This is a genomic window from Tatumella citrea (genome assembly GCF_002163585.1).
GTDB classification, from domain to species: domain Bacteria; phylum Pseudomonadota; class Gammaproteobacteria; order Enterobacterales; family Enterobacteriaceae; genus Tatumella; species Tatumella citrea.
In genome coordinates, this window is sequence record NZ_CP015579.1 from 2,809,235 (window position 1) to 2,835,293 (window position 26,059).

A 26,059-nucleotide genomic window follows, 5' to 3' on the forward strand; every position below is an offset into this window, starting at 1 on the left:
CCGGTCTCTGCCGGCTTTTTTTTCCTCCGTGTTTTTTCTGTCACCACACGCCAGGCTGTCCTGCGGACAACTTTGCGACAGGTCCCGCATAGTTGCAATCAAAACTGGCGGTTACATTGTACATTTGACAGAGATCACATATAAAAAACTACCGACCTTTGGTTCCCTCAATGAGGCATGGTATGCACCCACGTTACAGCTCCGCTTTTGCGAATCTTGATGCCACCATCCGGCAGGAATTATTGCCGCTGATCGACAGTCCACAATTTAAGGCCATCCTTGATCCGCAAACTATCTCCCGGCTGGTGACCCGAACGGGTTTAGATGAAAACGCACTGGCCCTGGCACTGCTGCCTCTGGCCGCCAGCTGTGCTCTGACGCCGTTATCCAACTTTAATGTCGGAGCCATCGCCCGTGGAACAAGTGGCCACTGGTACTTCGGTGCCAATATGGAGTTTACCGGTGCCCCTTTACAACAAACCGTTCATGCAGAACAAAGTGCGGTAACTCATGCATGGCTGTCCGGCGAGAAAAAACTGGCGGCAATTACCGTCAATTACACTCCGTGCGGACATTGCCGGCAATTTATGAATGAACTGAACAGTGGCGGGTTACTGCAGGTCTGCCTGCCCGGCCAGCCACCACGAACTCTGGCCGAATATCTGCCGGAAGCTTTCGGCCCGGCCGATTTGCAAATTAGTCAGGTGCTGATGGATGAACACACTCAATCTTTTGTCAGCCATGATGAGCCACTGACCAATGCTGCAATTCAGGCAGCGGCCGCCAGCTACGCACCCTATTCCGGCGCTTACAGTGGCGTTGCTCTGTTAAGTGATGATGGTACGGTGTACGCGGGACGTTATGCCGAAAATGCCGCCTATAACCCGTCGTTACCACCGCTGCAATCTGCATTGATTTTAATGAATCTGCGAGGAGGCGACTGCCAGTCAATTCGTCAGGCCGTACTGGCCGAAACATCCGCAGCAAAACTTAGCCAGCACAGTGCGACCCGTGCCACGCTGGAGGCATTGGGTTGTCATCAGCTACAGGTTGTCACCCTGGAGCCAGAGTTCTGAGCATTGCTGTACAATTTTGCGGCATCATTAACAATTTATTGATCTTTTCTACTTATCATTCGGCGCTTAACGCTATATTTTTGTCTGACACTGACATCTTCGGTGTACCTGTGCGGTCACCGGGGTCTATTCTGAGGAGCATGCACGACATGGAACTCGATTACGAGAGCAAACGCCCGTTATACATCCCATATGCGGGTCCTATTCTTCTGGAATTTCCGTTACTTAACAAAGGCAGTGCCTTTACACGGGAAGAACGCAACGAATTTAATCTTAATGGTCTGCTGCCGGAAACCGTGGAAACCATTGAGGAACAGGCAGAACGAGCCTGGCACCAGTTTCAGGAATTCAAGAACAACAACGATAAGCACGTTTATCTGCGAAATATTCAGGACACTAACGAAACCCTGTTTTACCGTCTGCTGGATGACCACCTCGAAGAAGTGATGCCCATCATTTACACCCCAACGGTAGGCACCGCTTGTGAACATTTCTCTGAGATCTACCGTCGTGCCCGTGGGGTATTTATTTCTTATCCCAACCGTGAGCATATCGAAGATATGCTGCAAAATGCGACCAAACAGAACGTCAAAGTCATTGTTGTCACCGACGGTGAAAGGATCCTCGGACTGGGTGATCTGGGAATCGGCGGAATGGGCATCCCTATCGGTAAATTATCACTGTACACCGCCTGTGGTGGTATCAGCCCGGCATACACACTGCCTGTCGCTCTGGATGTAGGAACCAATAACCAACAGTTGCTTAACGACCCGTTATATATGGGTTGGCGCAATCCGCGAATTGGTGGCGAAGAATATGCTGAGTTTATTAATGAATTTATCTCGGCAGTAAAACGTCGCTGGCCAAATGTTCTGCTGCAGTTTGAAGATTTTGCTCAGAAAAACGCAATGCCATTACTGGAACAATACCGTGATGAACTGTGCTGTTTTAATGATGATATTCAGGGCACCGCGGCGGTAGCTGTAGGTACACTTATCGCAGCCAGCCGTGCTGCCGGCGGTAAAATTTCTGATCAGACCGTAGTTTTCCTGGGTGCCGGTTCTGCCGGATGCGGGATTGCTGAACAGATTATTATTGAAATGAAAGCCGAAGGGCTGAGTGATGCAGAGGCCCGTCGCCGGGTGATGATGGTCGATCGCTATGGTTTACTGACCGATAAATTGCCTAATCTGCTGCCTTTCCAGACCCGCCTTATTCAGTCTTCTGAAGATGTTGCTGACTGGCAGGTGGAAAATGACGCGATTTCACTGCTGGATGTCGTTCGCAATGCTAAACCGACGGTATTAATCGGAGTTTCTGGTCAGCCGGGACTCTTTACCGAAGAAATTATCCGCGAAATGCATAGCCACTGCCCTCGCCCAATCATTATGCCGCTGTCTAACCCGACTTCCCGTGTTGAAGCGGTACCGGCAGATTTGATTGCATGGACCGAAGGTGCAGCGCTGGTTGCTACCGGCAGCCCGTTCGCTCCGGTGAGCTGGAAAGACAAAACCTATCCGATCGCCCAGTGTAATAATGCCTATATTTTCCCGGGCATCGGGCTCGGAGTTATTGCCTCTAAAGCCAGCCGGATCACCGATTCCATGCTGATGAGTGCCAGCCGCGCCCTGGCTGATTGCTCACCACTGGCCAGCAAAGGAGAAGGTCCGGTATTACCAGAGCTTAAAGATATTCAGAAGGTATCCCGTTACATTGCTATCGAAGTGGCTAAAGCCGCTCAGGCAGCAGGTGTTGCACTGGAAACCTCTGAGGAAATTCTGGCCCAGGCAGTAGAAGATAACTTCTGGAAACCGCAGTACCGCCATTATCGCCGTACTTCTATCTGATGCCGATGCCCCGGCGATAACGGTTGCGTTTCGCCAGGGCACACATCATTCTTGCCTGCCGCAAGTGGCTCAAGTACCCTTGGGTCACTTTCAACTATCAACCATGAGTCATAAGGTCGCATGCTGAAACGCATCTTTACCATTATCTGTTGCCTGATCCTGTTGGCAGGGATCACCGCATTAGGTCTTGATCGATGGATCAGCTGGAAAACTGCACCTTATATTTATGAAAATATTAGTGATTTGCCTCACCGTGAAGTGGGCGTGGTACTCGGAACATCCAAGTATTACCGTGGCGGGGAGCTGAATCAGTATTATCTGTATCGCATTCAGGGGGCGCTGAATGCCTATAATAGCGGTAAAGTGAATTACCTGCTGTTAAGCGGTGATAATGCGCTGCAAAGTTACAATGAACCCCGCACCATGCGAAAAGACCTGATTAAAGAAGGTGTCGACCCGGCCGATATCGTACTGGACTATGCCGGTTTCCGGACACTGGACTCGATCATTCGTACCCGTAAAGTCTTCGACACTAACGATTTTATTATTATTACTCAGCGTTTTCACTGCGAGCGGGCACTGTTTATTGCTATGCACCAGGGAATTCAGGCGCAATGCTATGCAGTTCCGTCCCCAAAAAATATGCTGGGTATCCGTATTCGTGAAGTCGGGGCACGACTGGCAGCGCTGGCTGACTTGTATATTTTCCGCAGTGAGCCACGTTTCCTGGGCCCACTGGTCCCTATCCCTGCAGTGCCTGAGATTCCTGAAAATGGTCCCGGTTATCCGGCAATCACACCTCAGCAGTTGGAAGAGTTAAGCCGCAAACCGGTATCTGCGACAGCCGGTGATAAAGACCGCCAGCCTGTGGAGGCTGAAAAGACAACGGCGGACGATACCCGTCAGGTACCATCCGCCGAAAACCAGCAGAATCCGGCTGATACACCGGCCGATGCGGTTATTTCTTCCGGGAATACTTCAGAGAATCCAGCGCCACCGCAAAAATAATGATCGCGCCTTTAATAATATACTGCCAGTAAGGGTTAACCCCGATGTATGTCAGCCCGTAGTTGATCACGGTGAAGATAATTACCCCGGTAACAACCCCCGCAACTGTACCAACTCCGCCGGCAAAGGAGACTCCGCCCACCACACAGGCGGCAATCGCATCCAGTTCATACATAAAGCCCAGGTTGTTGGTTGCACTACCAATCCTCCCTGCTTCCAGCATCCCGCCAAAGGCATAAAATACCCCGGATAAAGCATAAATCAGTATCAGGTTTAACGGCACATTGACCCCGGAGACTCTCGCCGCTTCCGGGTTACCGCCAATGGCAAAAATGTTCTTTCCGAAGCGGGTTTTATTCCACAGAATCCATACCAGAATAATTGCCACAACTGCGTAGAAGGTGATGTAAGAGAGCTTAAAATCACCAAACCGCATAAAGCCCTGGGCAAACTGCGAAAAGTTATGCTCAAACCCGGCAACCGGCGATGCCCCGACGTAATCGTAATAGAGAGAGTTTATCCCGTAGACGATAATCATGGTTCCCAGCGTAGTAATAAACGGGGTGACCTTGAGGTAAGCGATGATAATCCCGTTGACTAATCCTATCACTGCACCAATAGCACAGACGATCAGGATAACCAGAGGGATAGGTAATGCCGACATATGCGGAAAAACTTTATTAGCATTATCCATTGCCTGAAGCAGTGTCGCAGCCACAACAGCAGCCAACCCTACCTGGCGTCCGGCAGACAAATCCGTTCCCTGAGTGACAATCAACCCGGCGACACCCAGCGCAATGATGATCCTGACCGAGGACTGAGTAAGGATATTACTGAGATTCATCAGGCTCAAAAACGTCGGGTCCTGGAAAATTATAATGGCCAGCAACAGCAGCAGGACAATATAGATCCCCCCTTCTTTTACCCATGTCAGCAGATTTTTTTTAGTGGTTGCTTTCATTATCACAGCCCTTACTTCATTAAAGATGCAACGATGCCAGTCGGATGATTTCGTTCTGCGTTGCGGTTTTTGTATCGACATTGCCTGCAACCCTGCCATTGCTCATGACCAGGATACGGTCAGTGACCCCCAAAAGCTCCGGCATCTCCGAAGAGATGATAATGATGCCCTTGCCTTTTTTTGCCAGCTCAGAAATTAGCTGGTAAATCTCAAATTTTGCGCCTACATCAATGCCCCGGGTCGGTTCATCCAGCATCAGAATTTCTGGTTGTGTCAGCAGCCAGCGACCGATAATCACTTTTTGCTGGTTTCCGCCGGAGAGGGAACCAATCGAGGTATGTTGTCCGGGGGTTTTGACACGCATCGCATCAATTACCCACTGTGTATCGCTCTTCATCCGGCTGTTATCCAGAAATCCGAAGCTGTTTTTGTACTTTTTAATATTGGAAATCAGCGAATTGAAACCGATATCCAGATAAGCGTAGATGCCGGTAGTCCGCCGCTCTTCAGTCACCAAAGCAAAACCATGATTAATGGCTTCATTGGCACTGTTATTCTTAATCGGCCGCCCGTGTAAACGGATAGTGCCGCCGGATTTTTCTCTCAGACCGAACAGGGTCTCGACGATATCTGTGCGCTTAGCGCCTACCAGACCGGCAATACCGAGGATTTCACCCTCGTGCAGATCAAAAGAGATATCACGGATAGAGGGCTGACGTAGCGAAGTCAGATTTCTTACTTCCAGAATTACGTTGCCAGGCTGATTTTGTTTGTCGGGAAAACGTTGAGTCAGGGAACGGCCAACCATCATGGCGATAATCTGTTCCATATTCATTCCTGACAGTGGTTGAGTAGCAATCCACTGTCCATCACGTAACACCGTAATGTCATCGCACAACTGGAATATTTCTTCCATTTTGTGAGAGATATAGACAATTCCACAGCCACGATCTTTAAGTTTACGGATAATAGTAAACAGGTGATTGACTTCTTTTTCTGTCAGTGATGAGGTCGGCTCATCCATAATAACAATCCGGGCATCATAAGAGACTGCTTTAGCAATCTCCACCATCTGCATTTGAGAAACAGATAATGTTGCAACCTTATCCCGTGGATCGATATTAATATCCAGCTCATCAAATATATTTTTAGTGTCCTGGTACATCTTATGTTGATCGACAAATATCCCTTTTAACGGATACCGGCCGAGCCACATGTTGTCCATAACACTGCGCTGAGTCACCAGGTTTAACTCCTGGTGTACCATCGAAACACCATTTTCCAGGGCTTCTTTAGCGCTTTTAAAATTAACTTCTTTTCCCTGGAATAATATTTTTCCACTGTCTTTGCTATAAATACCAAACAGGCACTTTAGCAACGTCGATTTTCCGGCACCGTTTTCGCCCATTAATGCATGGATGGAATAAGGCCGGACATTTAAATTCACATGGTCAAGCGCTTTAACGCCAGGGAAGCTTTTGCTGATATCCTGCATTTGCAGCAAAAATTCACTTTCGTTGTTATCGGGTTCACTCACCAGTACATCTCCGGCTATCAGACAACAGACAAAATAAGGGCGCAGTCATTGACTGCGCCCTGCTGATGATTATTTAACAAATTTAGATAAGTTATCGCGGTCAACTGCTATGTAAGGGACACGGACGATTTTATCTTTCAGAGTAAATGCTGTCCCTTCCGTGGCTGGCTTACCTTCGGCCAGGTTTTTCGACATATCGACGACCGCTTTAGCCTGGTTTTCTGCATCGTTCAGCACTGTTCCGGCCATCTGTCCTGATTTAACCAGCGCCAGGGCTTCAGGCAATGCATCAACACCAAACACCGGAATCGAGGTTTTATTATGCGCCTTCAGAGCTTCGACAGCGCCCATCGCCATTGCATCATTGTTGGCGATAACCACTTCAATCTTGTCAGCATTAGGTCCTGACAACCAGGCATCCATCTTATCTTTCGCCTGAGCGGTATCCCACATTGCAGTGTCCAGGGCCAGTTGCTGAGTTTTCACGCCATCTTTATTCAGTGTTTCGATAACATAACGGGTACGGGCTTCAGCATCCGGATGACCCGGTTCACCTTTCAGTAATACATACTGTAAAACACCGTCTTTATTTAAATCCCAGCCAGGATTAGCTTTCCAGTGTTTTTCAATCAGCTGCCCCTGAATAACCCCGGACTCTTTTGAATCCGTGCCAACATAATAAGCTTTATCATAACTGGCCAGTGCTTTAGCACTTGGTTCTTTATTAAAGAACACTACCGGAACATCATTACTGCGGGCCTTATCAATAACCGTAGGTGCAGCTGCCGGGTCAACAAGGTTAACTGCCAGCACTTTTACACCTTTCGCCATTAATACATCGATCTGATCGTTCTGTTTAGATTGATCATTCTGCGAGTCATTCATTAATAACTGCACACCACCGACTGCTTTGGCTTCTTTCTCAATATCCTTGCGGACCATTGACATAAAGTTATCGTCATATTTATAAATCGTCACACCAATGCGCGCGTCGGCAGCATGGCTGGCAAATGATGCCATCATTCCTGCCATTAATACTGTCAGAGCAAGTACCTTTGTTTTCATAACGACTCCGGTTAACGACAGGCCAGCATCATTAATATTAGGATGCTTAAAGGCTCAAAAAATATTGCGGTTTCTCCGCACGAGGGGTCAGGCTATTACCTGTTAACCGACATCACTATCGGTACCGTTTTCCTAAGGTAATATCTGACAGCCCTGCACCGGCACAACTGATGCAGGTAATGACGGTATACTATGTGGAGAGATGTTGCCTTAATGTGAAATTAGTCACAAATTGAAACCGTTTACATCAGGCAGAATCATGAAGGGTGATCCACTACACATTTTATGGGGATTACAGCAGGATACACGGCCGTACAGCTTGCCACGGGCGGGCAATTTCTCATCATTCAGAGCTGAACTTAGCGTGAAACAAGCGACATAAGGCAGAATCCGGCCGTGAAGAATGGAAGCGATTACACAGAAGTTTGCCCGAAAGGATCAGGAGGTTTTTTGGGTCAGCCAGCGCCAGAGTTTTTCCATGGGTCCCTGACGGAAATAGTGCAACCAGCAAACTGAAAATATCCCGTTAATCAGCCATACCAGTGGCACAATCAGCAAGAGCTGCCAGCGGCTAAAATGCATAAATAAACCGCCGACGGAAAAAATCAGTGTACATACCACTGTCTGAAGCAGGTAGTTACTCAGAGCCATCCGGCCGATAGCAGAAAACAGCGTATTGATTCTGCTGGCCGATATTGTTTTCCAGCCACCTAACACCAGCGCAGCATAACCAAGGCTGACCAATGGACTGGCAATTTCTCCCGGCAGTTGCAGATAAAAACCGCTCCAGCGGAATGACCAGCCGGTCAGCCATTGCGCCAGAGCTCCGGCACATTCCAGTAACAGTCCAGGAATCAGCAGCCGCCGGGCATCCCGGAAATATTCAGCCTGGCTGCGTTTGCCAATCAACCAGCCATTATGTACCAGTGCTGCACCCACCAGCATCAGCCCTGAAAGCTCCCAGCCATACTGACAGAAAAATGACACCAGCATTGACCCTAAATGATCGAGCCGGTAATCGAAAGCCAGCATACCGCCATGTAGTTTAATCTGCTGTTCGTAGGCCATTTCTGCCGGGCCTGGCAGCCAGTCACTGCCCCCTTTCCCGCCGGACATCAGACCGAACACCAGTAGCATCAGACAGCCAAATGCATATAACAACACGCCCGTGCGTAACAACAACTCAGAGGATCGCGCATCACGAATCAACCGCCAGCTCAACATCCCGGCCAGCCCCCAGGCCACCAGAATATCCCCTTCCCACAGGAACAAGGCATGCAGAACCCCAAAGGCAATCAGCCACCCCAGCCGGGACTGTAACCACGCTGCTCCTTTAGGCATCTGAAATACCAGCCCGGCACCGAACAATAAGGCAAACAGGTTAAGGAACTTCAACCGGGCAAAGATTTCTGTGAATACCCAACTGACAGTGTCCGGCAGGCTGACACTGCCAGCCCATGCCGGATTCAGATACGCGGCTGACGGCAAGGCAAAACTGACAATATTAAGCAGCAGTATTCCGGCGATAGCAGCACCACGAATAAAATCCAGCTGAGGGTAACGCGGCATGAGGTATCCTGGCGGGGGTCATCAGTAAACGGGACTGCCAGGACTCTGGCAGTCTCCACAGACAGGAAAATCAGTTATGTCTGACTGAGCGTAAAAATTCCTGACGGGTATTCTGGCTCGACTTGAACAGGCCGCCCAGCGAAGTAGTGGTGGTAGCACTGGTTGCGTCCTGAACTCCACGTGCCTTAACGCAGTAATGGACCGCGTCAATACACACAGCCACATTATTGGTACCAAGCAGGGTTTGCAGTGCCACCAGAACCTGTTGGGTCAGACGTTCCTGAACCTGAGGACGACGGGCAAAGAACTGCACAATACGGTTGATTTTAGACAAGCCGATCACTTTATCTTTCGGAATATAAGCTACGGTGGCTTTTCCGTCGATAGTAACGAAATGGTGTTCGCAGGTACTGGTCAGTGAAATGTCACGTACCGTTACCATTTCATCAACGTTCATCTTATTTTCGATGACCGTGATTTTCGGGAAATTGGCATAGTCGAGACCCGAGAAAATTTCGTCAACATACATTTTAGCAATACGATGCGGGGTCTCTGTCAGACTATCATCCTGCAAATCCAGGTTGAGCAGCTGCATGATTTCGGTCATATGACCGGCGATAAGGGTTTTACGAGCCTGATCATCCAGTTCACGGGCAGGTTTGCGTAACGGGGTTTCCAGACCGCGCGCCACCAGTGCTTCATGGACCAGCGCCGCTTCCTGACTAAAAAGGGACATTCATTATTCTCCGGCAGGTGAATTCTCTGCCCTTACACGGACGGAGCATCATATACAGTGCATATTGTGAAGCAGTCGGCACGGATTATCCAGTCTCATCAGGTGATCATCGCTGCTCATTGCTAAAAATTTTTTCACAGTTCCTGCAGAAATATCACGGTTGCCTGGCTTTGTAGCAGCGCATACAATCCAAAACTCAGATAAATAAGCCGTATTATGTGAATTTCTTAAAGAGAATCATTATGGATTTGGTGCAGCTTCGGATGTTTTGTGCAGTGGCCGATACCGGTTCTGTCGCCCGTGCGGCAGAGTTACTGCACCGGGTTCCTTCCAATCTGACGACCCGGCTCAAGCAGCTGGAAGAAGAGCTGGGAACAGATTTACTGATCCGTGAAAAGCAACGGGTCCGTCTGTCGCCGATGGGCCATAATTTTCTCAGCTATGCCAGGCGAATCCTCGCATTAAGTGAAGAAGCGCTGAATATGACCCGCCAGGGAGAGCCTGCCGGCAATTTCGCCCTCGGTACTATGGAAAGCACAGCCGCTACCCGGCTGCCGGGCTTGTTATCGGCGTTCCATCAACGCTATCCGGCTGTATCTCTGTCTCTGATAACCGGCACCTCAGGGGAGATCATCGACCATGTCAGGGAAGGTACTGTCGCGGCGGCACTGGCTGACAGCCCGGAGGGCTATGATGAACTGGACAGTTGTGTCGCGTTTGACGAAGAGCTGGTGTTGATTACCAGCAGTGAACACCAGACCGTGACCTGTCCGCAGGATGTGCAGGGAAAAACTTTTTTTGCCTTCCGGAACAGCTGCTCTTACCGGATGAAACTGGAAGACTGGTTTCGGGATGGCGGTGCGCAGCCTGGCAATATTATGGAAATTCACTCTTACCATGCAATGATTGCCTGTGTTGCTGGCGGCGCAGGGCTGGCCATTACCCCGGCTTCGGTACTGGCACAAATCAGCGACCGTACCCGTATCCGGACCCATGCTCTTCCCCCGCAATATGGTAAGGTGTCAACCTGTCTGATTTGGCGTCGGGATGCATTTACACCGAATGTCGATGCGATGAAACAACTGATGCTGACATTTTTTGCTCAGCCAGCAGCAAGCGATAGCTCTGCCACCTGACTTCACAACGCTCTCTGGCAGCAGACTTACAATTACGCAGCACTGTCGGCCAGTGAATGGCAGATCTGCATTCAACAATTATGACAGGAGCTACCATGTCTGAACTGACACTCTGTGAAGAACATCTGATGTTTGGCGGCCGCCAGCAACGCTGGCAACACACCTCTGCGGTACTGGGCTGCCCAATGAAATTCAGCGTGTTTCTGCCGCCTCAGTCCGGTGAACAGCCGGTTCCCCTGATTTGGTGCCTTGCAGGGCTGACCTGTACTGATGAGAACTTTTCGGTCAAATCCGGCGCCCAGCGCCTGGCGGCCGAAGCAGGAATTGCCCTGATTATGCCTGATACCAGCCCACGGGGTGAGGATGTGGCTAATGATCCGGCATATGATCTGGGCCAGGGCGCAGGATTTTATCTGAATGCTACCCGTGCTCCGTGGAATAAGCATTACCGGATGTATGACTATCTGAATAGCGAATTACCCGCTCTGTTGAACGAACATTTCTCATTCAGTGACCGTCAGGCCATCATGGGACATTCAATGGGCGGCCATGGTGCGCTGGTTCTGGCACTACGCGAGGCAGGACGATTTACTTCTGTTTCGGCATTCGCACCTATTGTAAACCCTGGCTCTGTGCCCTGGGGTCAGAAGGCCTTCGCAGCCTACCTTGGGGATGATAAGACTGACTGGCAGCAATATGATGCCAGTGTGCTAATGCAGCAGGCAACACATCGTTTACCGGTACTGATTGACCAGGGAAGTGCGGATACTTTTCTGCCTGAGCAGCTTCAACCTCAGGTTCTGGAAGATATTGCGCGCCAGCAACAGTTTGATTTTACACTTCGCTGGCAACAGGGGTATGACCACAGTTATTTCTTTATCGCCAGCGTGATTGAAGACCATATACGTTTCCATGCCCGTCATCTGCTGGTCAGCCTGCCGGAAGAATAAGCGACTCACGAAACAGTGACCCCGTCTTATCTCTGAGTGACCCGATAAAAAAACCCATGCCAAAGCATGGGTTTTTATTATCAGGCGTGCAGTATCAGCAATCAGTGATAATTCCTTTCGACTGCCGGAAACTCCATATCCTGATACCTGACAAACCGGGTTCCCCGGCTCCACTTATATCCCAGCCAGATGATCAGGAACAGTGGAATACCAATATAGGTGGCTGCCACGCCATACCAGTCGATTTTGTCAGCCATAAAGGCCTGGTAATTCTGCCCAAGGGTAATTAACAGACACAGTACAAAAGCAAATACCGGACCTAACGGGAATAAACCTGAGCGATAAGGTAATGCAGACAGGTCCAGCCCTTTGGCGACATAGCCACGACGGAACCGATAGTGACTAACCGCAATTCCGAGCCAGGCAATGAATCCGGTCATTCCTGAAGTATTCAGCAACCACAAGTAAACAGTCTGATTTCCAAACTTCGATGAAAGGAAACACAACGCAGCTACAACAGTAGTCGCAATCAGTGCATTACGCGGGACACCATTGGCCGTCAGTCGGGCAAAAATCTTCGGTGCTTTACCTTCCTGAGCCAGGGTGAACAGCATTCGGGTAGAAGCGTACATCCCTGAGTTACCGGCAGACAGTACCGCAGTCAGGATCACCGCATTCATTACCGCCGCCGCAGACAGTAGTCCTGCATTCTGGAACACCAGAGTAAACGGACTCACGCTGATATCCTGGACATCATTGTGCAGTAACCGGGGATCGGTATACGGCAGTAACAGGCTGATAATTAAAATGGCCAGCACGTAAAACAGCAGGATACGCCAGAAAACCTGTCGCACCGCCCGTGGGACGTTTTTACCCGGATTTTCAGATTCACCCGCCGCAATACCGATAAGTTCAGTGCCCTGGAAAGAGAAACCGACTATCATTGCTACGCCTATCATTGCCGAAAAACCACCGGCAAACGGTGCTCCACCAATCGTCCAGTTATGCCATCCCCCACTTGCTGTACCGCGCATAATCCCGGTCACCATCAGCAGGCCGACAATAATAAAGATCACTACGGTAACGACTTTAATCAGGGAAAACCAATACTCAGCTTCACCAAAGCCTTTTACCGAAATGACATTCAGCAGAAAAATCACTGCCAGGAACAGGCAACTCCATATCCAGCCGGGCACTTCCGGCAACCAGTAACCCATTACCAGTTGAGCAGCCACCAGATCGACGGCAATCGTCACCGCCCAGTTGTACCAGTAGTTCCAGCCGAGTGCGAAGCCGAAACCCTCTTCAACATATTTGGAACCATAAGTAGCGAAAGAACCGGAGACTGGCATATAAGCCGCCAGTTCACCCAGACTGGTCATCAGAAAATAGACCATCAGACCGATAATCGCGTAGGAGAGAAGCGCACCACCAGGGCCGGCCTGAGAAATACTGGCACCCGAGGCAACAAACAGACCGGTACCGATTGAACCGCCAATGGCAATCATCGTCAGATGGCGGGCTTTCAGTACACGCTTCAGGGCAGGCTTATCTGTGGTATTTGTATTATTATTCATCAGTAAACACTATGCTGGATAAAAATGAGGCGCGATTGTACCAGCAAAGCAGTCACTGTATAGCATTACCACTTCTGTTATTAGTTACCTTCATGATTCAGCGGGAATTATTAGCAAACCTGCCGAAGCCGGTGATTTCAATGGCCGGGAGTCTTTGTTCTCCGCAGATATTTATTCACGACAATAACTCAGAAACCGCAGCAGTGACCGGGATAAATGCTTCTGTTGGTGATGGATACGGTACAGAGTCCGTGTCAGTGGCGGTAAGGGTATCGCGATCTGGCGTAGGGCGCCATTTTCCAGCTGATCGGCAATTACCCGCCGTGACAGACAACTGATGCCCATTCCGTGGCGAACTGCATGTTTTATCGCTTCGGAATTTCCCAGCTCCATCGCCACACTGAAATTTGGCAGATGGGACAATAGCAGGTAGTCCACAATCTCGCGGGTACCCGAACCTATTTCGCGTAAAATCCACGGTGACATAGCCAGACTTTGCAGAGTCACCGGATGATTAAAAATTTCTGATTGTGGTGCGGCAAACACCACCAACTCATCCTCCAGCCAGTTCTCACTGACTATCCCGGCAACATGACAAGGCCCTTCAATCAGACCGACATCTACCCGGAAATCGGCAACGGCCTGAATCACGTCCAGACTGTTACCTACAGTGAGCTCGAGCGGAGCCTGTGGGAAATCATGACGATAATTAGCCATCATTTGCGGCAGCATATAATTACCGATAGTACTGCTGGCACCAATACGAATAGCCCCGTCATCATCGCGGAATAACTGTTCCGCTTCTTTTGCCTGTTCAAGCAACGACACTGCCTTCGGGTATAACAGCCTGCCATGCTCATTAACAATCAACCGTTTTCCCGCCCGATCAAAGAGCTGAACATCCAGTTGGTTTTCCAGATCCGCCAGTGCAGCACTGACTGCTGACTGTGACAGAGCAAGCTGCCTGGCCGCCTGGGTAGTAGAACCACATCTGACTATCCCGCAGAACACATCCAGCTGCCGCAATGTAATATGCATCTAACCGCTCTCCCCTGTCCGTACCTGAACTTATTTACCACTTATACTGGTTGGTTATAAGATTATAATCGATTTCTCTTTTAAAGAAAATCGCTGCACCATAGACGTCAGTATCCCCACGGAGAGCGCGGCTATGAGCACACAACACCCTGTATTATTCACCGGAGCCAGTGTCCGGCAACTAAACGGCATCCTGCTGACCACAGCTATCGCTGTCGGCACTATCCTTGTATCACAATTTCATCAGGTGTCTGATTTAGGGTTGGGCGCTCTGACGCTGGCTATTCTGGCAGGGATTATTATCGGCAATCTGATGCCCGAAATGTTTAGTGAACACTGCTCCAGTGGAATCACGTTTAGTAAACACTATCTGTTACGTGGCGGGATTATTCTGTACGGGTTTAACCTGACCTTTCAGCAAATCAGTAATATCGGTTATCAGGGTTTGCTCACCGACATAATTATGCTGAGCAGTACATTTCTACTGACCTGTCTTGCGGGAATTTACTGGCTAAAACTGGACAGGCAAACTGTCTGGCTGATTGGTGCCGGTAGCAGCATCTGTGGTGCCGCCGCTGTGCTGGCCACCGGTCCTGTAGTAAAAGCACATCCGGGCAATGTGGCGGTGGCCGTTGCAACAGTAGTCATTTTCGGCACTGCAGCCATCTTTATTTACCCGGTAATCTGGGAAGTGATTCATCCTCTGTTGCCGGGACTGAGTGCCGCTCAGTTTGGTATCTACACTGGTTCTACCATTCATGAAGTTGCGCAGGTGGTTGCCGCCGGGCACTCTATTAGCGCAGACGCAGAAAACAATGCAGTTATTGCCAAAATGCTACGGGTTATGATGCTGGCACCGTTCCTGTTGCTGCTTGGCCAGTGGATGAGAAGAAGTTCACCTCACCAGGCTGGTCAGAAAAGCAATATAACGTTCCCATGGTTTGCGCTGATCTTCATTCTGGTAGCCTGTTTTAACTCTTTTCATCTGTTACCTGACCATTTGCTGTCAGTGATTCATCAGGCAGATAATCTGATGCTGGCGATGGCAATGGCGGCTCTTGGATTAACCACCAAAGCCGGGCAACTGAAACAAGCCGGTCTGAAACCACTGTTACTGGGTTTTATGGTGTTTATCTGGTTGATTGTCGGAGGCGGTCTGGTCAATCTGAGTTTATGGCGGTTGATGAACTAACGATTTGCTCTCACTATTGCGCCCTGTAACAGTTCACTGTTACGGGGCGTTACAGTCTTATTTTCCGGAAATAGCACCGGCTGCACTCACTTCCCCACCCTACGGATAGAGGATTCTGCCGGGATGGCATGTTATGAATGAATTCCTCAGGTATTATAGTGTTAAATCGACAGGAAGCCTGATACTGAGGAGAAACGGCTATGAAGTTTATTGGTGCGCATGTCAGCGCTGCTGGCGGGGTCGAGAATGCGGTCCTCCGTGCACATGAATTGGAAGCAACCGCTTTTGCTCTGTTTACCAAGAATCAACGGCAATGGCGTGCCGCAGCGCTGACCCGGGAAACTATCAGTGCTTTTCGCCAGGCCTGCGAGAAATACAATTTCAGCTCCGCACAAATTTTACCCCATGACAGCTACCTGATTAACCTTGGGCATCCGGTCAATGAAGCGCTGGAAAAATCCAGGCTGGCATTTATTGATGAAATGCAACGGGCTGAACTGCTCGGTCTGTCATTGCTCAACTTCCACCCCGGCAGTCATCTGCAACAGATATCAGAATCCGACTGTCTGAAACTGATTGCAGAGTCGATAAATATTGCCCTCGACCAGACACAAGGTGTGACAGCCGTTATTGAAAATACTGCCGGTCAGGGTAGCAATCTCGGATTTCGTTTCGAGCATCTGGCCGAAATTATTCACCATGTCGAAGATAAAAGCCGGGTGGGTGTTTGTATTGATACCTGTCATGCCTTTGCTGCAGGGTATGATCTACGTAGTGTCGAAAATTGCGAAGCCACATTCCGGGATTTCGAGCGAATTGTCGGATTTAACTATTTACGTGGCATGCACCTGAATGATGCGAAAAGTGAATTTGGCAGCCGGGTTGACCGTCACCACAGTCTGGGTCAGGGAAATATTGGCGAAACGGTCTTTAGCTGGTTAATGAAAGATCCACGTTTTGATGGCATCCCGTTAATCCTGGAAACCGTTGATCCGGAAATCTGGAAAGACGAAATTGCCTGGCTGAAAGCACAGCAGACAGCGTAAGTAATCACAAAAAAAGGGCGCCAGGCGCCCTTTTTAATCTCAGTGGTACAGCTGCTGTCAGGCAGTAGCTGTTTCCGGCCGTTTTAGCATGGCATAGGCAATACCTGCCAGTGCTGTCCCGACGATAATCGCTAACAGGTAACCCAGTACCGGCGTAATCGCTCCGGGGATCAGTAATACAAACAATCCACCGTGCGGAGCCATCAGTTGTGCACCGACAGCCATCGAGATTGCTCCGGTCACCGCTCCGCCTACCATACAGCAGGGGATGACACGCATCGGGTCACGGGCAGCAAAAGGTATTGCACCTTCGGAAATAAAGCACAAGCCCAGTACCAGTGCCGCTTTACCCCCTTCCTGTTGACCTTTGGTAAACTTATTGCGAGCCAGTAAAGTCGCCACTCCCATCGCCAATGGCGGTACCATACCGGCAGCCATAATCGCTGCCATCGGCCCGTAGGTTTTGGTGCTTAACAAACCGACCCCGAAAGCATAGGCTACTTTATTAACCGGTCCACCCATATCGGTGCACATCATGCCACCTAATACTGCACCCAGCAGGACAGCATTCACGGTACCCATGTTACCCAACCAGTGAGTCAGCCATTCCATGATAGCCGCAACCGGTTTGCCCACCACGTAGATCATCAGCAAACCGGTGACCAGGCTGGCCAACAACGGAATGATCAGAATCGGCTTCAGGGCTTCCATACTTTGTGGCAATTTCAGCCGGGTACTGATAAATCTGGCGACATAACCGGCAATAAAACCAGCGATAATCCCCCCAAGAAAACCGGCGTTAGTACTGCTCGCCAGCATCCCGCCAATCAGTCCTGGTGTTAATCCCGGCCGGTCAGCAATTGAGAATGCAATATAACCTGCCAGTACCGGTACCATCAGGGCAAAGGCCGTAGTGCTCCCGATTTGCATCAGCGCAGCCGCCAGGGTTCCCTGCTCTTTAAAAGCGGTAATACCAAAGGCAAACGATAAGGCAATACAAAGCCCGCCCGCGACCACCATCGGTAACATATAAGAAACCCCGGTCAGCAGATGCCGGTAAGCTCCGGATTTCTCTTTATTGCTTTCACTGTTCGATGCCGCAGAGGCATTGCCCGCTGGCGTGAAGGTTTTGGCTTCGCCCAGCGCTTTATCAAATTCCTGGGCAGTTTTTTTCAGAGCCAGGCTGGTCGAGGTACGATACATCGGTTTTCCGGCAAATTTCGCCAGATCGACTTCAATATCAGCAGCAACAATCACCAGATCTGCCGCAGCAACTTCTTCCGGGGTAATCGCATTGCCGGCACCCACAGATCCACGGGTCTCAACTTTGTACCACCAGCCACGTTTTTTCGCTTCAGCCTCAATCGCCTCAGCCGCCATAAAGGTATGGGCAACCCCGGTCGGACAGGCAGTCACGGCTACAATTCGTTTTGTGGTAGCCGTAGTGCCAGCAGCTGAATCGTTGGTTGTCGCAGTTATCCCCTGCGGGGCCTGCCACAGTTCAGCCTGCTCTTTTGCCCGGGTCAGGAAGGCTTCAGCATCGTTCAGCAGTGACTGCAATTCGCCCTGCCACAGTTTTTTTCCGGACAGTGCAGGGTCTGCGGGCACAGTTTTGCCAGCCACGATCACCAGTTCAGCGTCCTGAAGGGAAGCTGTCAGTACCAGTCCGCATTTTTCGGCAGCGCTCTGTGCCGCTTTGCCGGCGATGAATGCACTGGCTCTGCCCAGTGATGCATCAGTTATCAGCAGCATTCTCATCATTTATTCCTCTTCTGCTGTTATTGCACGGGTTGTAAATCGACACGTGCCATCATGGCTGCCAGTTGTGTTCTGTCAGCAACACCTACATTGCTCTGACTTACGGCCAGCGCTGCCACCGCAGTTGCCAGTCGCAGGGTATGTTCACTTGATTCACGCATCAGCAATCCGTAAATCAGCCCTCCGACCATTGAATCACCCGCGCCGACAGTACTGACCACTTCACAGGCTGGAGGTTTTGCCAGCCATTCTCCGGAAGCATTGACCCATAAAGCCCCTTCAGCACCAAGGGAAATCACAACATGAGCGATGCCTTCCTCACGTAACTGATGGGCACTGGCGATAACGTCCTGCAGTGTTGGCAAAGATTTCCCTGCCCAGATTTCCAGTTCACGGCGGTTCGGTTTAACCAGCCAGGGTGCAGCCTTCAGCCCTGCTTCAAGAGCCGCACGACTGCTGTCAAAAATGATGCACGGGCATAACAGGCGCAGTGCTTTCATCCATTCAGTGAATGCCGCAGGGTCTACCCCTTCCGGCAGGCTGCCGCTGACACAGACCATATCAAACTGGCCCAGCCAGCTCAGGGAATCAGTGGTAAAACGTTCCCAGTCCTGGGCGGTAACATTGAAACCGGAAAAGTTAAGATCAGTGACTTCCCCGTCCTGCTCAGTCAGCTTGACGTTAATACGGGTACGGCCCTGTACCACCTGAAAGCGGTTCGCAATACCCAGCTCGCTGAATAACTGCTGAAAACCATCCTGGTTTTCTTTGCCGAGAAACCCGCCCACCGTGACATCGATCCCCAGATCCTTCAGGACCCGTGCGACATTAATACCTTTACCCGCCGCATGCAGGCCGGCGGTTTTCACCAGATTCACTTCCCCGCGTTCAATAGCGGGTGTAAACCCGACTAAATCATAAGCAGGATTCAGAGTAATTGTTGCGACCCGGCGGCTCATGCTGCACCCTCCCCAAGCCCGCTGTCGATAGCCTGCCTGATGGCTTCAATAGCCGCAGCAGCATCTTCACCACTGGCCGTGAAACGTAATCTGTGGCCTTTTTTGACTCCCAGAGCCACGACCTTCATCAGGCTTCGGCCATTAGCGGGTTTGCCACTGCCATCCAGATTAGTGACTGTAACATCGCAGTTGAAGCCTTTGATGACGGTAACCAGAGCGGTACTTGGTCGGGCATGCAGACCGTGTTCATTGCGAATCACAAACTCAGCGGTTACTGCCTCGCTAACCTCGGAATACTCACTGGTGAGCAGGGTCAGAATACCGGCAGCATCTTCAGTCAACAGCCGTTCGGCCTTATTTTTCACCAGTATCTGATGCAAATATCCCAGCGCAGTCAGAGGCTGATCATCAACAGCTGCCACGGTGATCAGCATCGCTACCGGCTCATTATCTGATGTTGTAAATGCAGTTGTCGGTCGGCTGACGGCAATCGCACTGAACAGATTTCCGCTGGCGCTGTCATTCAGCCAGATTCCCTGCCCCAGATTCAGCGGGCGTTCAGCAATAACCTGGCTGACAAACGAATTATCAACAGCCCCTGCTGATTTCAGTCTGCCGGCATTTAACGCCTGCAACGTCATGATCTCGTCTGCTTTAACGTCTGTGACAATCATCGAAGCATCAAAACGAAATTCAGCGGCCTGTTTCTCACCCATCAGGATGGCCCGCAGCTCTTCAGCAGACGCGGTTTTCAGTGTTTCAGCCACACTGTCATCACTGAGCACATGAGTCAGCTGGCGCAACAATGTCAGATGTTCATCAGACTTTGCCGCAATACCAATCACCACATAGGCCAGCTGTTCGTCCCCCCAGCTGATACCTTGTGGAAACTGAAATACCTGCACACCAGTATTCAGTACCAGATCACGCGTGTCTGTTGTTCCGTGGGGAATCGCAATTCCGTTGCCCAGGAAAGTAGAAGTTTGTTGCTCACGCGCCAGCATGCCGCTGACATACGCTTCAGAAACGTTACCAGCAGCGGCCAGAGCAGCAGCTACCTGACGAATAGCATCGGTTTTATCACTGGCGCTGGCGCCTGTGTGTATCGCCTTAACATCGAGCTGGAACATAGGACTCCTCGCTATCTCTTGTTGAATCGTTTCAGCTATCTGTGCTAAAAAAAATCCCGTGGCACGGTAGCAGGGATCGGTATCAGGCTGAAACGTATCAGTCATACTGCTCCGCAAAAATAGAAGCCGCAACTACTAAGCGGAATTCTCCTGCAAAATTTTGATCCTACGCACAATTTATAACTTTTTTTGACCGGTCATTCCGGTTGGAGCTGAAACATGACAAACAGCGGTGAATCAGACAAGGCGTGTCAGCATCACTTCAGCAAACGGACTCAGGGGGCAGTTGCTTGTTCTAAATCCAGCAACCAGACCATCGCCTGTTGCCTTGAACCACCACACATTTCTGCCGAAGGTTGCAGGCTGGCACAGACTTTCGGGCGCGATGGCGAGCCAAAGATTCGACAGCGTAAAGATTCATCCAGCTGGATGCAGGGAGTATTTGCCGGTTTGCCGAAAGGCATCCCCGGAATAGGTGAAGAGATAGACGGAGCTGTACAACAGGCACCGCAATGAGAACGACATTCCAATCAGGGCTCCGGGTTATACAAGGCAGGATAATAAGCGCCATAATAACATTAATTCTTTGTGCCGATAGCCGCTGAAAAATAAATTCTCTGTTAACCTATTGCCTGTCGCCTGTTGCACGGGTAACGTTGCGCGCATAAACCTGTATTGCTTACATAGAGAGAGATCCAATGCCAAAGGCGAATGAGATTAAACGTGGCATGGCAGTCACCTGGAACGGAAAATTACTGCTGGTAAAAGATATTGATGTCCAGAGTCCAAGTGCACGCGGCGCAGCAACGCTGTACAAAATGCGTTTTACTGATATCCGTACCGGTCTGAAAGTAGAAGAGCGCTTCAAAGGTGATGACATCCTTGATGCCATTTCCCTTAGCCGCCGTGCTGTCACCTTCTCTTATATAGATGGTGAAGAGTATGTGTTTATGGATGATGAAGACTATACCCCTTACCATTTCAATAAAGAGCAGATCGAAGAAGAACTGCTGTTTATCCCGGAAAGCGGCATCCCCGGCATTCATGTACTGACAATGGATGGACAAATACTGGCGCTGGAACTGCCACAGACAGTAGATATGGAAATCACGGATACTTCTCCGGGTATTAAAGGGGCTTCGGCAAGCGCACGCACTAAACCGGCGGGAATGATCACCGGACTGGTGATTCAGGTTCCTGAATATCTCAGCAATGGCGATAAAATCAGAATTCATATTCCTGAACGTCGCTATATGGGAAGAGCAGATTAATTTGCTATGTTATCCGGTGTGGGCAGGACAACCCTGTCCGCACCAAAGAGCCCTGTTTAAGACGTTTTTTTGAAATCCAATCTTTCTCCCGGAAAACACCCGTTCTCTGTCCTTCGCGATCCTGCTGTGCGCGCTGTAATGTTTAAGTTTTTTTAAGTTCCTTTTCGAAAAGCGCTTCACGGTCAGAAAACCTCTGCATCCGCTGTCGAGTGTTAAATAGTTACAGTTTTGACATACCGATCACCTGATTCGATCAGTCTCCCTCTTGATTAATCGTTATAATATCCGCGCTTCAAAATTTGTCTTTCCGCAATGAAATGCCGATACAGGCTGAGTTTGCCGGTCAGAACCTAAGAATATTGAAGATTCGTTTATTCTTATTGTAATAATCTATTCAGTTATTTTTCACTTTGAGTTAAAAAAATGCGCCCTTCTCGTCTGATTACTATCCTGTTGCTGAATGCTTTAGGTATTGTTTTGTTCTTTTCGTGGTATTTGCCACCTCACCATGGATTCTGGTTTGACATTGATAAGTCAGTCTTTTTTGACTTCAACAACCGCATGGTGACACATCCGCTGTTCGCGAAATTTGTGGCAATTACCAATTTCCGTGGATTTGATTTGGTCTCGCTGATCGCCATGGGGCTGTTGTATTACTCATACTGGCAGAAGAACACCATTGCCGGCCGCCATCGTATGCTGGCTATTGGTGTCACTATGCTATTAAGCGCGGTAGTTCTGAACCAACTGGGGCATCAGATCCCTGTGGTACATTCCAGCCCGACTTTATTCTTTAAAAATGTTCATCGTGTGGGTGAGCTGACGGGGATCCCGACCAAAGATGCCTCAGCGGACAGCTTTCCCGGCGATCACGGCATGATGCTGATGATTTTTGCCTGCTTTATGTGGCGGTATTTTGGTGGTCGCGCGTTTATTAAAGCTGCCATTATTTTCTTCGTATTTGCCATGCCACGGGTTATGGCCGGTGCACACTGGTTTACCGATATAGCAGTAGGATCACTCTCTGTAGTGTTGGTAGGTATGAGCTGGTGGTTGCTAACTTCAGGCAGTGATCGGCTGGTGAATTTTCTCGACAGAAAATTACCCGGACGTCGCCAGTAAATCTGCAAATAAAAAAAGCGCCCTGACGGGCTAATGCCGGTCACTTAAGGTGACCGGCATTGTTTTTAAAGGGATATTTCGACCTTTTCTCCCTCACTTCTCTCACATATTCCCGTTCTCGTCGTGGTGGCAGTTTCAGCATCCCGGCATTACTGTAAAAGTGTTTAAGGTGACCCGGGATGGCTCCCGGTGAAGCCCACGGCAGACCGATCAGTAGCCGTAATATCTCTGATACTGCACCGCTGAAGCTCAACTGGTAAGGCAGGTAATTTCCTTTCAGGCTGAACGCCATTTTAATCATCTGGTAACGCACCAGGTTATACGTCAGCAGTATTCCCCATAGCTCCTGCTTCACCAGATCGGGCAACCGGCTTCTCAGCGTCCAGCGGTTTCCCAGTAAAAACTGCTTTGCCTCACGATATCCCAGCTCGATTTCCCAGCGATGCTTATAAAGTTCTGCCACGTCAGTCGCCGGATAACGCATCGCATCTGTCATGGAAGTGACTACCTGCCGTTCCGTCCCGTTCACTTTCCGCCTGATTAGCCTCACTATGAGTTCTTCCGGCAGGCCTTTCCATTGCTTTCTGGCCTGAGGCGTGGTTTTCAGTCGTATCAGTTCGTCCTGCCTGCCGAGCTTTCGTACCACTTCATACTGAGTGTTCTTTTTCAGCGGCGTTAGCCAGTGGCGATTTTCACCTGCATTATGCCAGTCATGTAACAACCCTAAAGAGTAAAAGCCCTTATCAAACAGCGTAATACTGTTATCCGGTGCATTTTCTGCCAGCTGAGCGGCCAGCCGCATTTCGTTGATATCGTAGCGACCTGACACACTTGCACGCAGCAGATGGCTGCTGAGTTCCATCAGACACACCATACGAACCTGAGGATAACCGCGTTCACCATGCTGATTAGATGCTTTGCCGAAGGCCTCTGCATTTTCAGGAGTGTCCTGGGTATGCCAGACAACGCCATCAACAGCATTAAGCGTCAACCCGTGCCAGAGGGGATGTCTGGCTTCTTCGTGCCAGTGTTGTTGAGTGAGATCAAACAGGACCCGGATGGCATCTTCGCCCAGTGTTTTTCGGCGGGCAATCACAGAGCTGGGTGCGGTAAATGACCGTCCGGTCCGGTCAACAATATCCATCAAATTCACGATATGGCTCATGGGCTTATTGTTGAATATGGCCATACCGATAACCAGCCAGACCATCGACTCAAGGGGAAGTTTGCGCTTACGCAGCGTGACGGTATCAGTGAGGGAAAACGCCTGTCGGATGAGGTCAGGAGAGAGCAGGTCAGAGAGGCTTTGTACTTCTTCGGGAGCAGTGAGATTAATAATGCCGAGAGCTTGCGAAAGTTCCATTTAAAAAGGGTCCATGTCTGCACATGAACCCTTTTTACACCAACCACCGGATCGGTCAAATGATCCTTAAACGATCGGCATTACCCTGACGGGCGCTTTATTCAGACAGATACCGAAACAGACTCAGTTATAAAATATCAGTCCGCCAGTTCTTCATGGTCAACAATTTCCGGAACCGGAAGGCTGGCAACCACACCCCAGTAGTAACAAGCCAGGGCAATTACTGCTACCAGAATCATATCCATCGGCGCGCTGATCGCATTGGTACCGCCAAAAGTTCCCAGATAAGACACCAGCAACACCAGTACATAATAAACCAGCAACCACCAGGAACATTTCAGGTCACGTGCTGAGGTCACTGTTTTCTTACCAAAGATGGCATAACCCAGCCAGGCAAGGATCAGGATAGGAATCAGTAATTCATTCACCGACCAGCCACTCCAGTAAATCAGCAGTGTACTGGCGACAAATGCCAGTGGGCTCAGGATTGCTGCAATCGGTAAACGAAACGGACGTGCCATATCTGGCAGATGACGACGGAACGCACCGAGCGTGACAGGGCCTGGCATATAAGTAAAGACCGTGGCCGAAGTCACTGCACCAATCAGACCGCCCCATACCTGAAATTCAGAAGGTAATGTCCAGGCAATTGACAGAATCAGCGACAACCATAAAGCGCCACGCGGAACCCCGGATTTTGCATCGACCTGGCCAAAGACTTTAAATAAGTGTCCGTTACGTGCCCAGGCAAATAACACACGGCTTGCACCTGCCAGATAAATATTTCCTGTTCCGGCCGGAGAAATAACAGCGTCGACAAGGATAAGGTTAATAAGCCATGTAATTCCCAGACTGCGGGCCAGATCAGCATACGGAGACTGGAATATTTGCTTCAATCCATCCCAACCATGGGCGGTTAATGCTTCAGAAGGTACTGCGCCCATAAAGGCGTATTGTAAAGCGATATAGATAACGAAGCTGACACCAATAGCGATCATAATTGACAGCGGAACGTTACGCTGCGGATTCTTAGCTTCACTGGCGAAGTCCACTGCCTGACGGAAGCCCAGGTAAGCAAAGACAATACCGGCACCGGTCAGCGAGGTGAAGATTCCGTGAGCTCCGCCTGGTGGTGGCGGTGGTACATCAAGGTTTGCACCGTGGTAATACATAAATAACGTACCAATTGTCAGTAACGGTACGATAAATTTAAATGTAGTAACAATGGTGTTTACCCGGCCAAATACGCTCACGCTCCAGTAGTTCAGCAGGAAGAAGCCTACCAGCAGCAGAATTTGTACCAGAAAACCCAGTCCGGTCGGACTGCCATCGGCATTACTGATTGCCGGCCACCAGTATTGTGCATACTGGCGAACAGCTTCTACTTCCACACCCGCGGTACTGGTGTAAGCCAGCAGTGAGCTGACCCCGATAACGAAACCAACGACATTACCGTGTGAGAAATTTGGATAGCGGACAAATCCACCCGCTCTGGGAATAGCCGCAGAAAGCTCTGCAAACACCAGACCGATCATTAATACAATAATCGCCCCGAGGATCCAGGCCCATCCGGTTTGTGCGCCAGCATAACCGGAGCTGGTCAAAGCGGCATACAGCCATCCGGACCCTATCATTGAACCTATCCCTAGCAGGCTAAGGTCCACCAGCCCTAATTTTTGTTTAAATGCACCCTTTGCCATACACACCTCTTAATGTTG

Annotated in this window: 21 protein-coding genes and 1 pseudogene; 9 read left to right on the plus strand and 13 right to left on the minus strand. The window is 49.9% G+C overall.

The window, feature by feature from the left end; all coding sequences use genetic code 11:
- Positions 1–182: 182 nt before the first annotated feature.
- The 3 genes and pseudogenes from cdd to sanA all read left to right on the plus strand — a co-directional run.
- Positions 183–1,076 (plus strand): cytidine deaminase, encoded by an 894-nt coding sequence (cdd, locus tag A7K98_RS13450; RefSeq protein ID WP_087489026.1) that lies wholly within the window; start codon positions 183–185, stop codon positions 1,074–1,076.
- Positions 1,077–1,225: 149 nt separating this feature from the next.
- A complete protein-coding gene (locus A7K98_RS13455) occupies positions 1,226–2,923 on the plus strand; it encodes an NAD-dependent malic enzyme (protein ID WP_087489027.1) in 1,698 nt (565 codons plus the stop codon).
- A gap of 120 nt (positions 2,924–3,043) precedes the next feature.
- Positions 3,044–3,751: pseudogene (gene sanA, locus A7K98_RS13460) on the plus strand (outer membrane permeability protein SanA); the annotation flags it as partial.
- A 130-nt stretch (positions 3,752–3,881) separates the two neighbouring features.
- On the opposite strand, the gene mglC reads toward sanA, so the two are convergent.
- From mglC to folE, 5 genes are all read right to left on the minus strand, one after another.
- Positions 3,882–4,892 (minus strand): galactose/methyl galactoside ABC transporter permease MglC, encoded by a 1,011-nt coding sequence (gene mglC / locus A7K98_RS13465; protein WP_087489029.1) that lies wholly within the window; start codon positions 4,890–4,892, stop codon positions 3,882–3,884.
- Positions 4,893–4,911: 19 nt separating this feature from the next.
- Complete coding sequence (gene mglA / locus A7K98_RS13470) at positions 4,912–6,387, minus strand: galactose/methyl galactoside ABC transporter ATP-binding protein MglA (RefSeq protein ID WP_087490511.1); 1,476 nt, start codon at positions 6,385–6,387, stop codon at positions 4,912–4,914.
- Between the two features lie 111 nt (positions 6,388–6,498).
- Positions 6,499–7,494, minus strand: coding sequence for a galactose/glucose ABC transporter substrate-binding protein MglB (mglB, locus tag A7K98_RS13475; protein WP_087489030.1), 996 nt, complete (start codon positions 7,492–7,494; stop codon positions 6,499–6,501).
- A 438-nt stretch (positions 7,495–7,932) separates the two neighbouring features.
- Positions 7,933–9,063 carry a DUF418 domain-containing protein YeiB gene (yeiB, locus tag A7K98_RS13480; protein ID WP_087489031.1) on the minus strand — a complete coding sequence of 377 codons (1,131 nt, stop codon included), beginning with the start codon at positions 9,061–9,063 and terminating at the stop codon, positions 7,933–7,935.
- 70 nt (positions 9,064–9,133) lie between these two features.
- Complete coding sequence (gene folE, locus A7K98_RS13485) at positions 9,134–9,799, minus strand: GTP cyclohydrolase I FolE (RefSeq protein ID WP_087489032.1); 666 nt, start codon at positions 9,797–9,799, stop codon at positions 9,134–9,136.
- Between the two features lie 242 nt (positions 9,800–10,041).
- On the opposite strand from folE, the gene ptrR reads away from it, so the two are divergent.
- Complete coding sequence (ptrR, locus tag A7K98_RS13490; protein ID WP_087489033.1) at positions 10,042–10,935, plus strand: putrescine utilization regulator PtrR; 894 nt, start codon at positions 10,042–10,044, stop codon at positions 10,933–10,935.
- A gap of 95 nt (positions 10,936–11,030) precedes the next feature.
- The gene (fghA, locus tag A7K98_RS13495) at positions 11,031–11,885 is read left to right on the plus strand and encodes an S-formylglutathione hydrolase (RefSeq protein ID WP_087489034.1); all 855 of its coding nucleotides are present in this window, start codon (positions 11,031–11,033) and stop codon (positions 11,883–11,885) included.
- A gap of 101 nt (positions 11,886–11,986) precedes the next feature.
- Here the strand turns inward: fghA and A7K98_RS13500 are convergent, their stop codons facing one another.
- Together A7K98_RS13500 and yieE are read right to left on the minus strand one after the other, a co-directional pair.
- Positions 11,987–13,462, minus strand: a complete 1,476-nt coding sequence (locus tag A7K98_RS13500) for an amino acid permease (RefSeq protein WP_087489035.1) — start codon at positions 13,460–13,462, stop codon at positions 11,987–11,989.
- Positions 13,463–13,633: 171 nt separating this feature from the next.
- Positions 13,634–14,500, minus strand: coding sequence for a DNA-binding transcriptional regulator YeiE (gene yieE, locus A7K98_RS13505; protein WP_087489036.1), 867 nt, complete (start codon positions 14,498–14,500; stop codon positions 13,634–13,636).
- Positions 14,501–14,633: 133 nt separating this feature from the next.
- On the opposite strand from yieE, the gene A7K98_RS13510 reads away from it, so the two are divergent.
- The gene (locus tag A7K98_RS13510) at positions 14,634–15,692 is read left to right on the plus strand and encodes a YeiH family protein (protein WP_087489037.1); all 1,059 of its coding nucleotides are present in this window, start codon (positions 14,634–14,636) and stop codon (positions 15,690–15,692) included.
- Between the two features lie 200 nt (positions 15,693–15,892).
- Positions 15,893–16,738, plus strand: coding sequence for a deoxyribonuclease IV (nfo, locus tag A7K98_RS13515; RefSeq protein ID WP_087489038.1), 846 nt, complete (start codon positions 15,893–15,895; stop codon positions 16,736–16,738).
- A gap of 57 nt (positions 16,739–16,795) precedes the next feature.
- On the opposite strand, the gene fruA is transcribed toward nfo, so the two are convergent.
- From fruA to A7K98_RS13535, 4 genes are all read right to left on the minus strand, one after another.
- Complete coding sequence (gene fruA, locus A7K98_RS13520; RefSeq protein WP_087489039.1) at positions 16,796–18,496, minus strand: PTS fructose transporter subunit IIBC; 1,701 nt, start codon at positions 18,494–18,496, stop codon at positions 16,796–16,798.
- A gap of 20 nt (positions 18,497–18,516) precedes the next feature.
- Entirely contained in the window at positions 18,517–19,455 is a 939-nt protein-coding gene (gene fruK / locus A7K98_RS13525; protein ID WP_087489040.1) for a 1-phosphofructokinase, read from the minus strand.
- A complete protein-coding gene (fruB, locus tag A7K98_RS13530; RefSeq protein ID WP_087490512.1) occupies positions 19,452–20,585 on the minus strand; it encodes a fused PTS fructose transporter subunit IIA/HPr protein in 1,134 nt (377 codons plus the stop codon). The genes fruK and fruB overlap by 4 nt, the downstream gene beginning before the upstream one ends.
- A gap of 275 nt (positions 20,586–20,860) precedes the next feature.
- Positions 20,861–21,115 (minus strand): YkgJ family cysteine cluster protein, encoded by a 255-nt coding sequence (locus A7K98_RS13535; protein ID WP_087489041.1) that lies wholly within the window; start codon positions 21,113–21,115, stop codon positions 20,861–20,863.
- A gap of 168 nt (positions 21,116–21,283) precedes the next feature.
- On the opposite strand from A7K98_RS13535, the gene yeiP reads away from it, so the two are divergent.
- Together yeiP and A7K98_RS13545 are read left to right on the plus strand one after the other, a co-directional pair.
- On the plus strand, positions 21,284–21,856 hold the full coding sequence (gene yeiP, locus A7K98_RS13540) for an elongation factor P-like protein YeiP (RefSeq protein ID WP_038021615.1): 573 nt from the start codon (positions 21,284–21,286) through the stop codon (positions 21,854–21,856).
- Between the two features lie 423 nt (positions 21,857–22,279).
- Positions 22,280–22,978, plus strand: a complete 699-nt coding sequence (locus tag A7K98_RS13545) for a phosphatase PAP2 family protein (protein ID WP_087489042.1) — start codon at positions 22,280–22,282, stop codon at positions 22,976–22,978.
- A 40-nt stretch (positions 22,979–23,018) separates the two neighbouring features.
- Here the strand turns inward: A7K98_RS13545 and A7K98_RS13550 are convergent, their stop codons facing one another.
- Complete coding sequence (locus tag A7K98_RS13550; RefSeq protein ID WP_087487838.1) at positions 23,019–24,341, minus strand: IS4 family transposase; 1,323 nt, start codon at positions 24,339–24,341, stop codon at positions 23,019–23,021.
- Between the two features lie 137 nt (positions 24,342–24,478).
- On the minus strand, positions 24,479–26,041 hold the full coding sequence (locus A7K98_RS13555) for an APC family permease (RefSeq protein ID WP_087489043.1): 1,563 nt from the start codon (positions 26,039–26,041) through the stop codon (positions 24,479–24,481).
- Positions 26,042–26,059 lie beyond the last annotated feature (18 nt).

What these genes read in the sequence shown, in the direction of transcription:
- cdd (WP_087489026.1), top strand. Translation starts at nt 183, where the DNA reads ATGCACCCACGTTACAGCTCCGCTTTTGCGAATCTTGATGCCACCATC.
- A7K98_RS13455 (WP_087489027.1), top strand. Translation starts at nt 1,226, where the DNA reads ATGGAACTCGATTACGAGAGCAAACGCCCGTTATACATCCCATATGCG.
- mglC (WP_087489029.1), bottom strand. Translation starts at nt 4,892, where the DNA reads ATGAAAGCAACCACTAAAAAAAATCTGCTGACATGGGTAAAAGAAGGG.
- mglA (WP_087490511.1), bottom strand. Translation starts at nt 6,387, where the DNA reads ATGCAGGATATCAGCAAAAGCTTCCCTGGCGTTAAAGCGCTTGACCAT.
- mglB (WP_087489030.1), bottom strand. Translation starts at nt 7,494, where the DNA reads ATGAAAACAAAGGTACTTGCTCTGACAGTATTAATGGCAGGAATGATG.
- yeiB (WP_087489031.1), bottom strand. Translation starts at nt 9,063, where the DNA reads ATGCCGCGTTACCCTCAGCTGGATTTTATTCGTGGTGCTGCTATCGCC.
- folE (WP_087489032.1), bottom strand. Translation starts at nt 9,799, where the DNA reads ATGTCCCTTTTTAGTCAGGAAGCGGCGCTGGTCCATGAAGCACTGGTG.
- ptrR (WP_087489033.1), top strand. Translation starts at nt 10,042, where the DNA reads ATGGATTTGGTGCAGCTTCGGATGTTTTGTGCAGTGGCCGATACCGGT.
- fghA (WP_087489034.1), top strand. Translation starts at nt 11,031, where the DNA reads ATGTCTGAACTGACACTCTGTGAAGAACATCTGATGTTTGGCGGCCGC.
- A7K98_RS13500 (WP_087489035.1), bottom strand. Translation starts at nt 13,462, where the DNA reads ATGAATAATAATACAAATACCACAGATAAGCCTGCCCTGAAGCGTGTA.
- yieE (WP_087489036.1), bottom strand. Translation starts at nt 14,500, where the DNA reads ATGCATATTACATTGCGGCAGCTGGATGTGTTCTGCGGGATAGTCAGA.
- A7K98_RS13510 (WP_087489037.1), top strand. Translation starts at nt 14,634, where the DNA reads ATGAGCACACAACACCCTGTATTATTCACCGGAGCCAGTGTCCGGCAA.
- nfo (WP_087489038.1), top strand. Translation starts at nt 15,893, where the DNA reads ATGAAGTTTATTGGTGCGCATGTCAGCGCTGCTGGCGGGGTCGAGAAT.
- fruA (WP_087489039.1), bottom strand. Translation starts at nt 18,496, where the DNA reads ATGAGAATGCTGCTGATAACTGATGCATCACTGGGCAGAGCCAGTGCA.
- fruK (WP_087489040.1), bottom strand. Translation starts at nt 19,455, where the DNA reads ATGAGCCGCCGGGTCGCAACAATTACTCTGAATCCTGCTTATGATTTA.
- fruB (WP_087490512.1), bottom strand. Translation starts at nt 20,585, where the DNA reads ATGTTCCAGCTCGATGTTAAGGCGATACACACAGGCGCCAGCGCCAGT.
- yeiP (WP_038021615.1), top strand. Translation starts at nt 21,284, where the DNA reads ATGCCAAAGGCGAATGAGATTAAACGTGGCATGGCAGTCACCTGGAAC.
- A7K98_RS13545 (WP_087489042.1), top strand. Translation starts at nt 22,280, where the DNA reads ATGCGCCCTTCTCGTCTGATTACTATCCTGTTGCTGAATGCTTTAGGT.
- A7K98_RS13550 (WP_087487838.1), bottom strand. Translation starts at nt 24,341, where the DNA reads ATGGAACTTTCGCAAGCTCTCGGCATTATTAATCTCACTGCTCCCGAA.
- A7K98_RS13555 (WP_087489043.1), bottom strand. Translation starts at nt 26,041, where the DNA reads ATGGCAAAGGGTGCATTTAAACAAAAATTAGGGCTGGTGGACCTTAGC.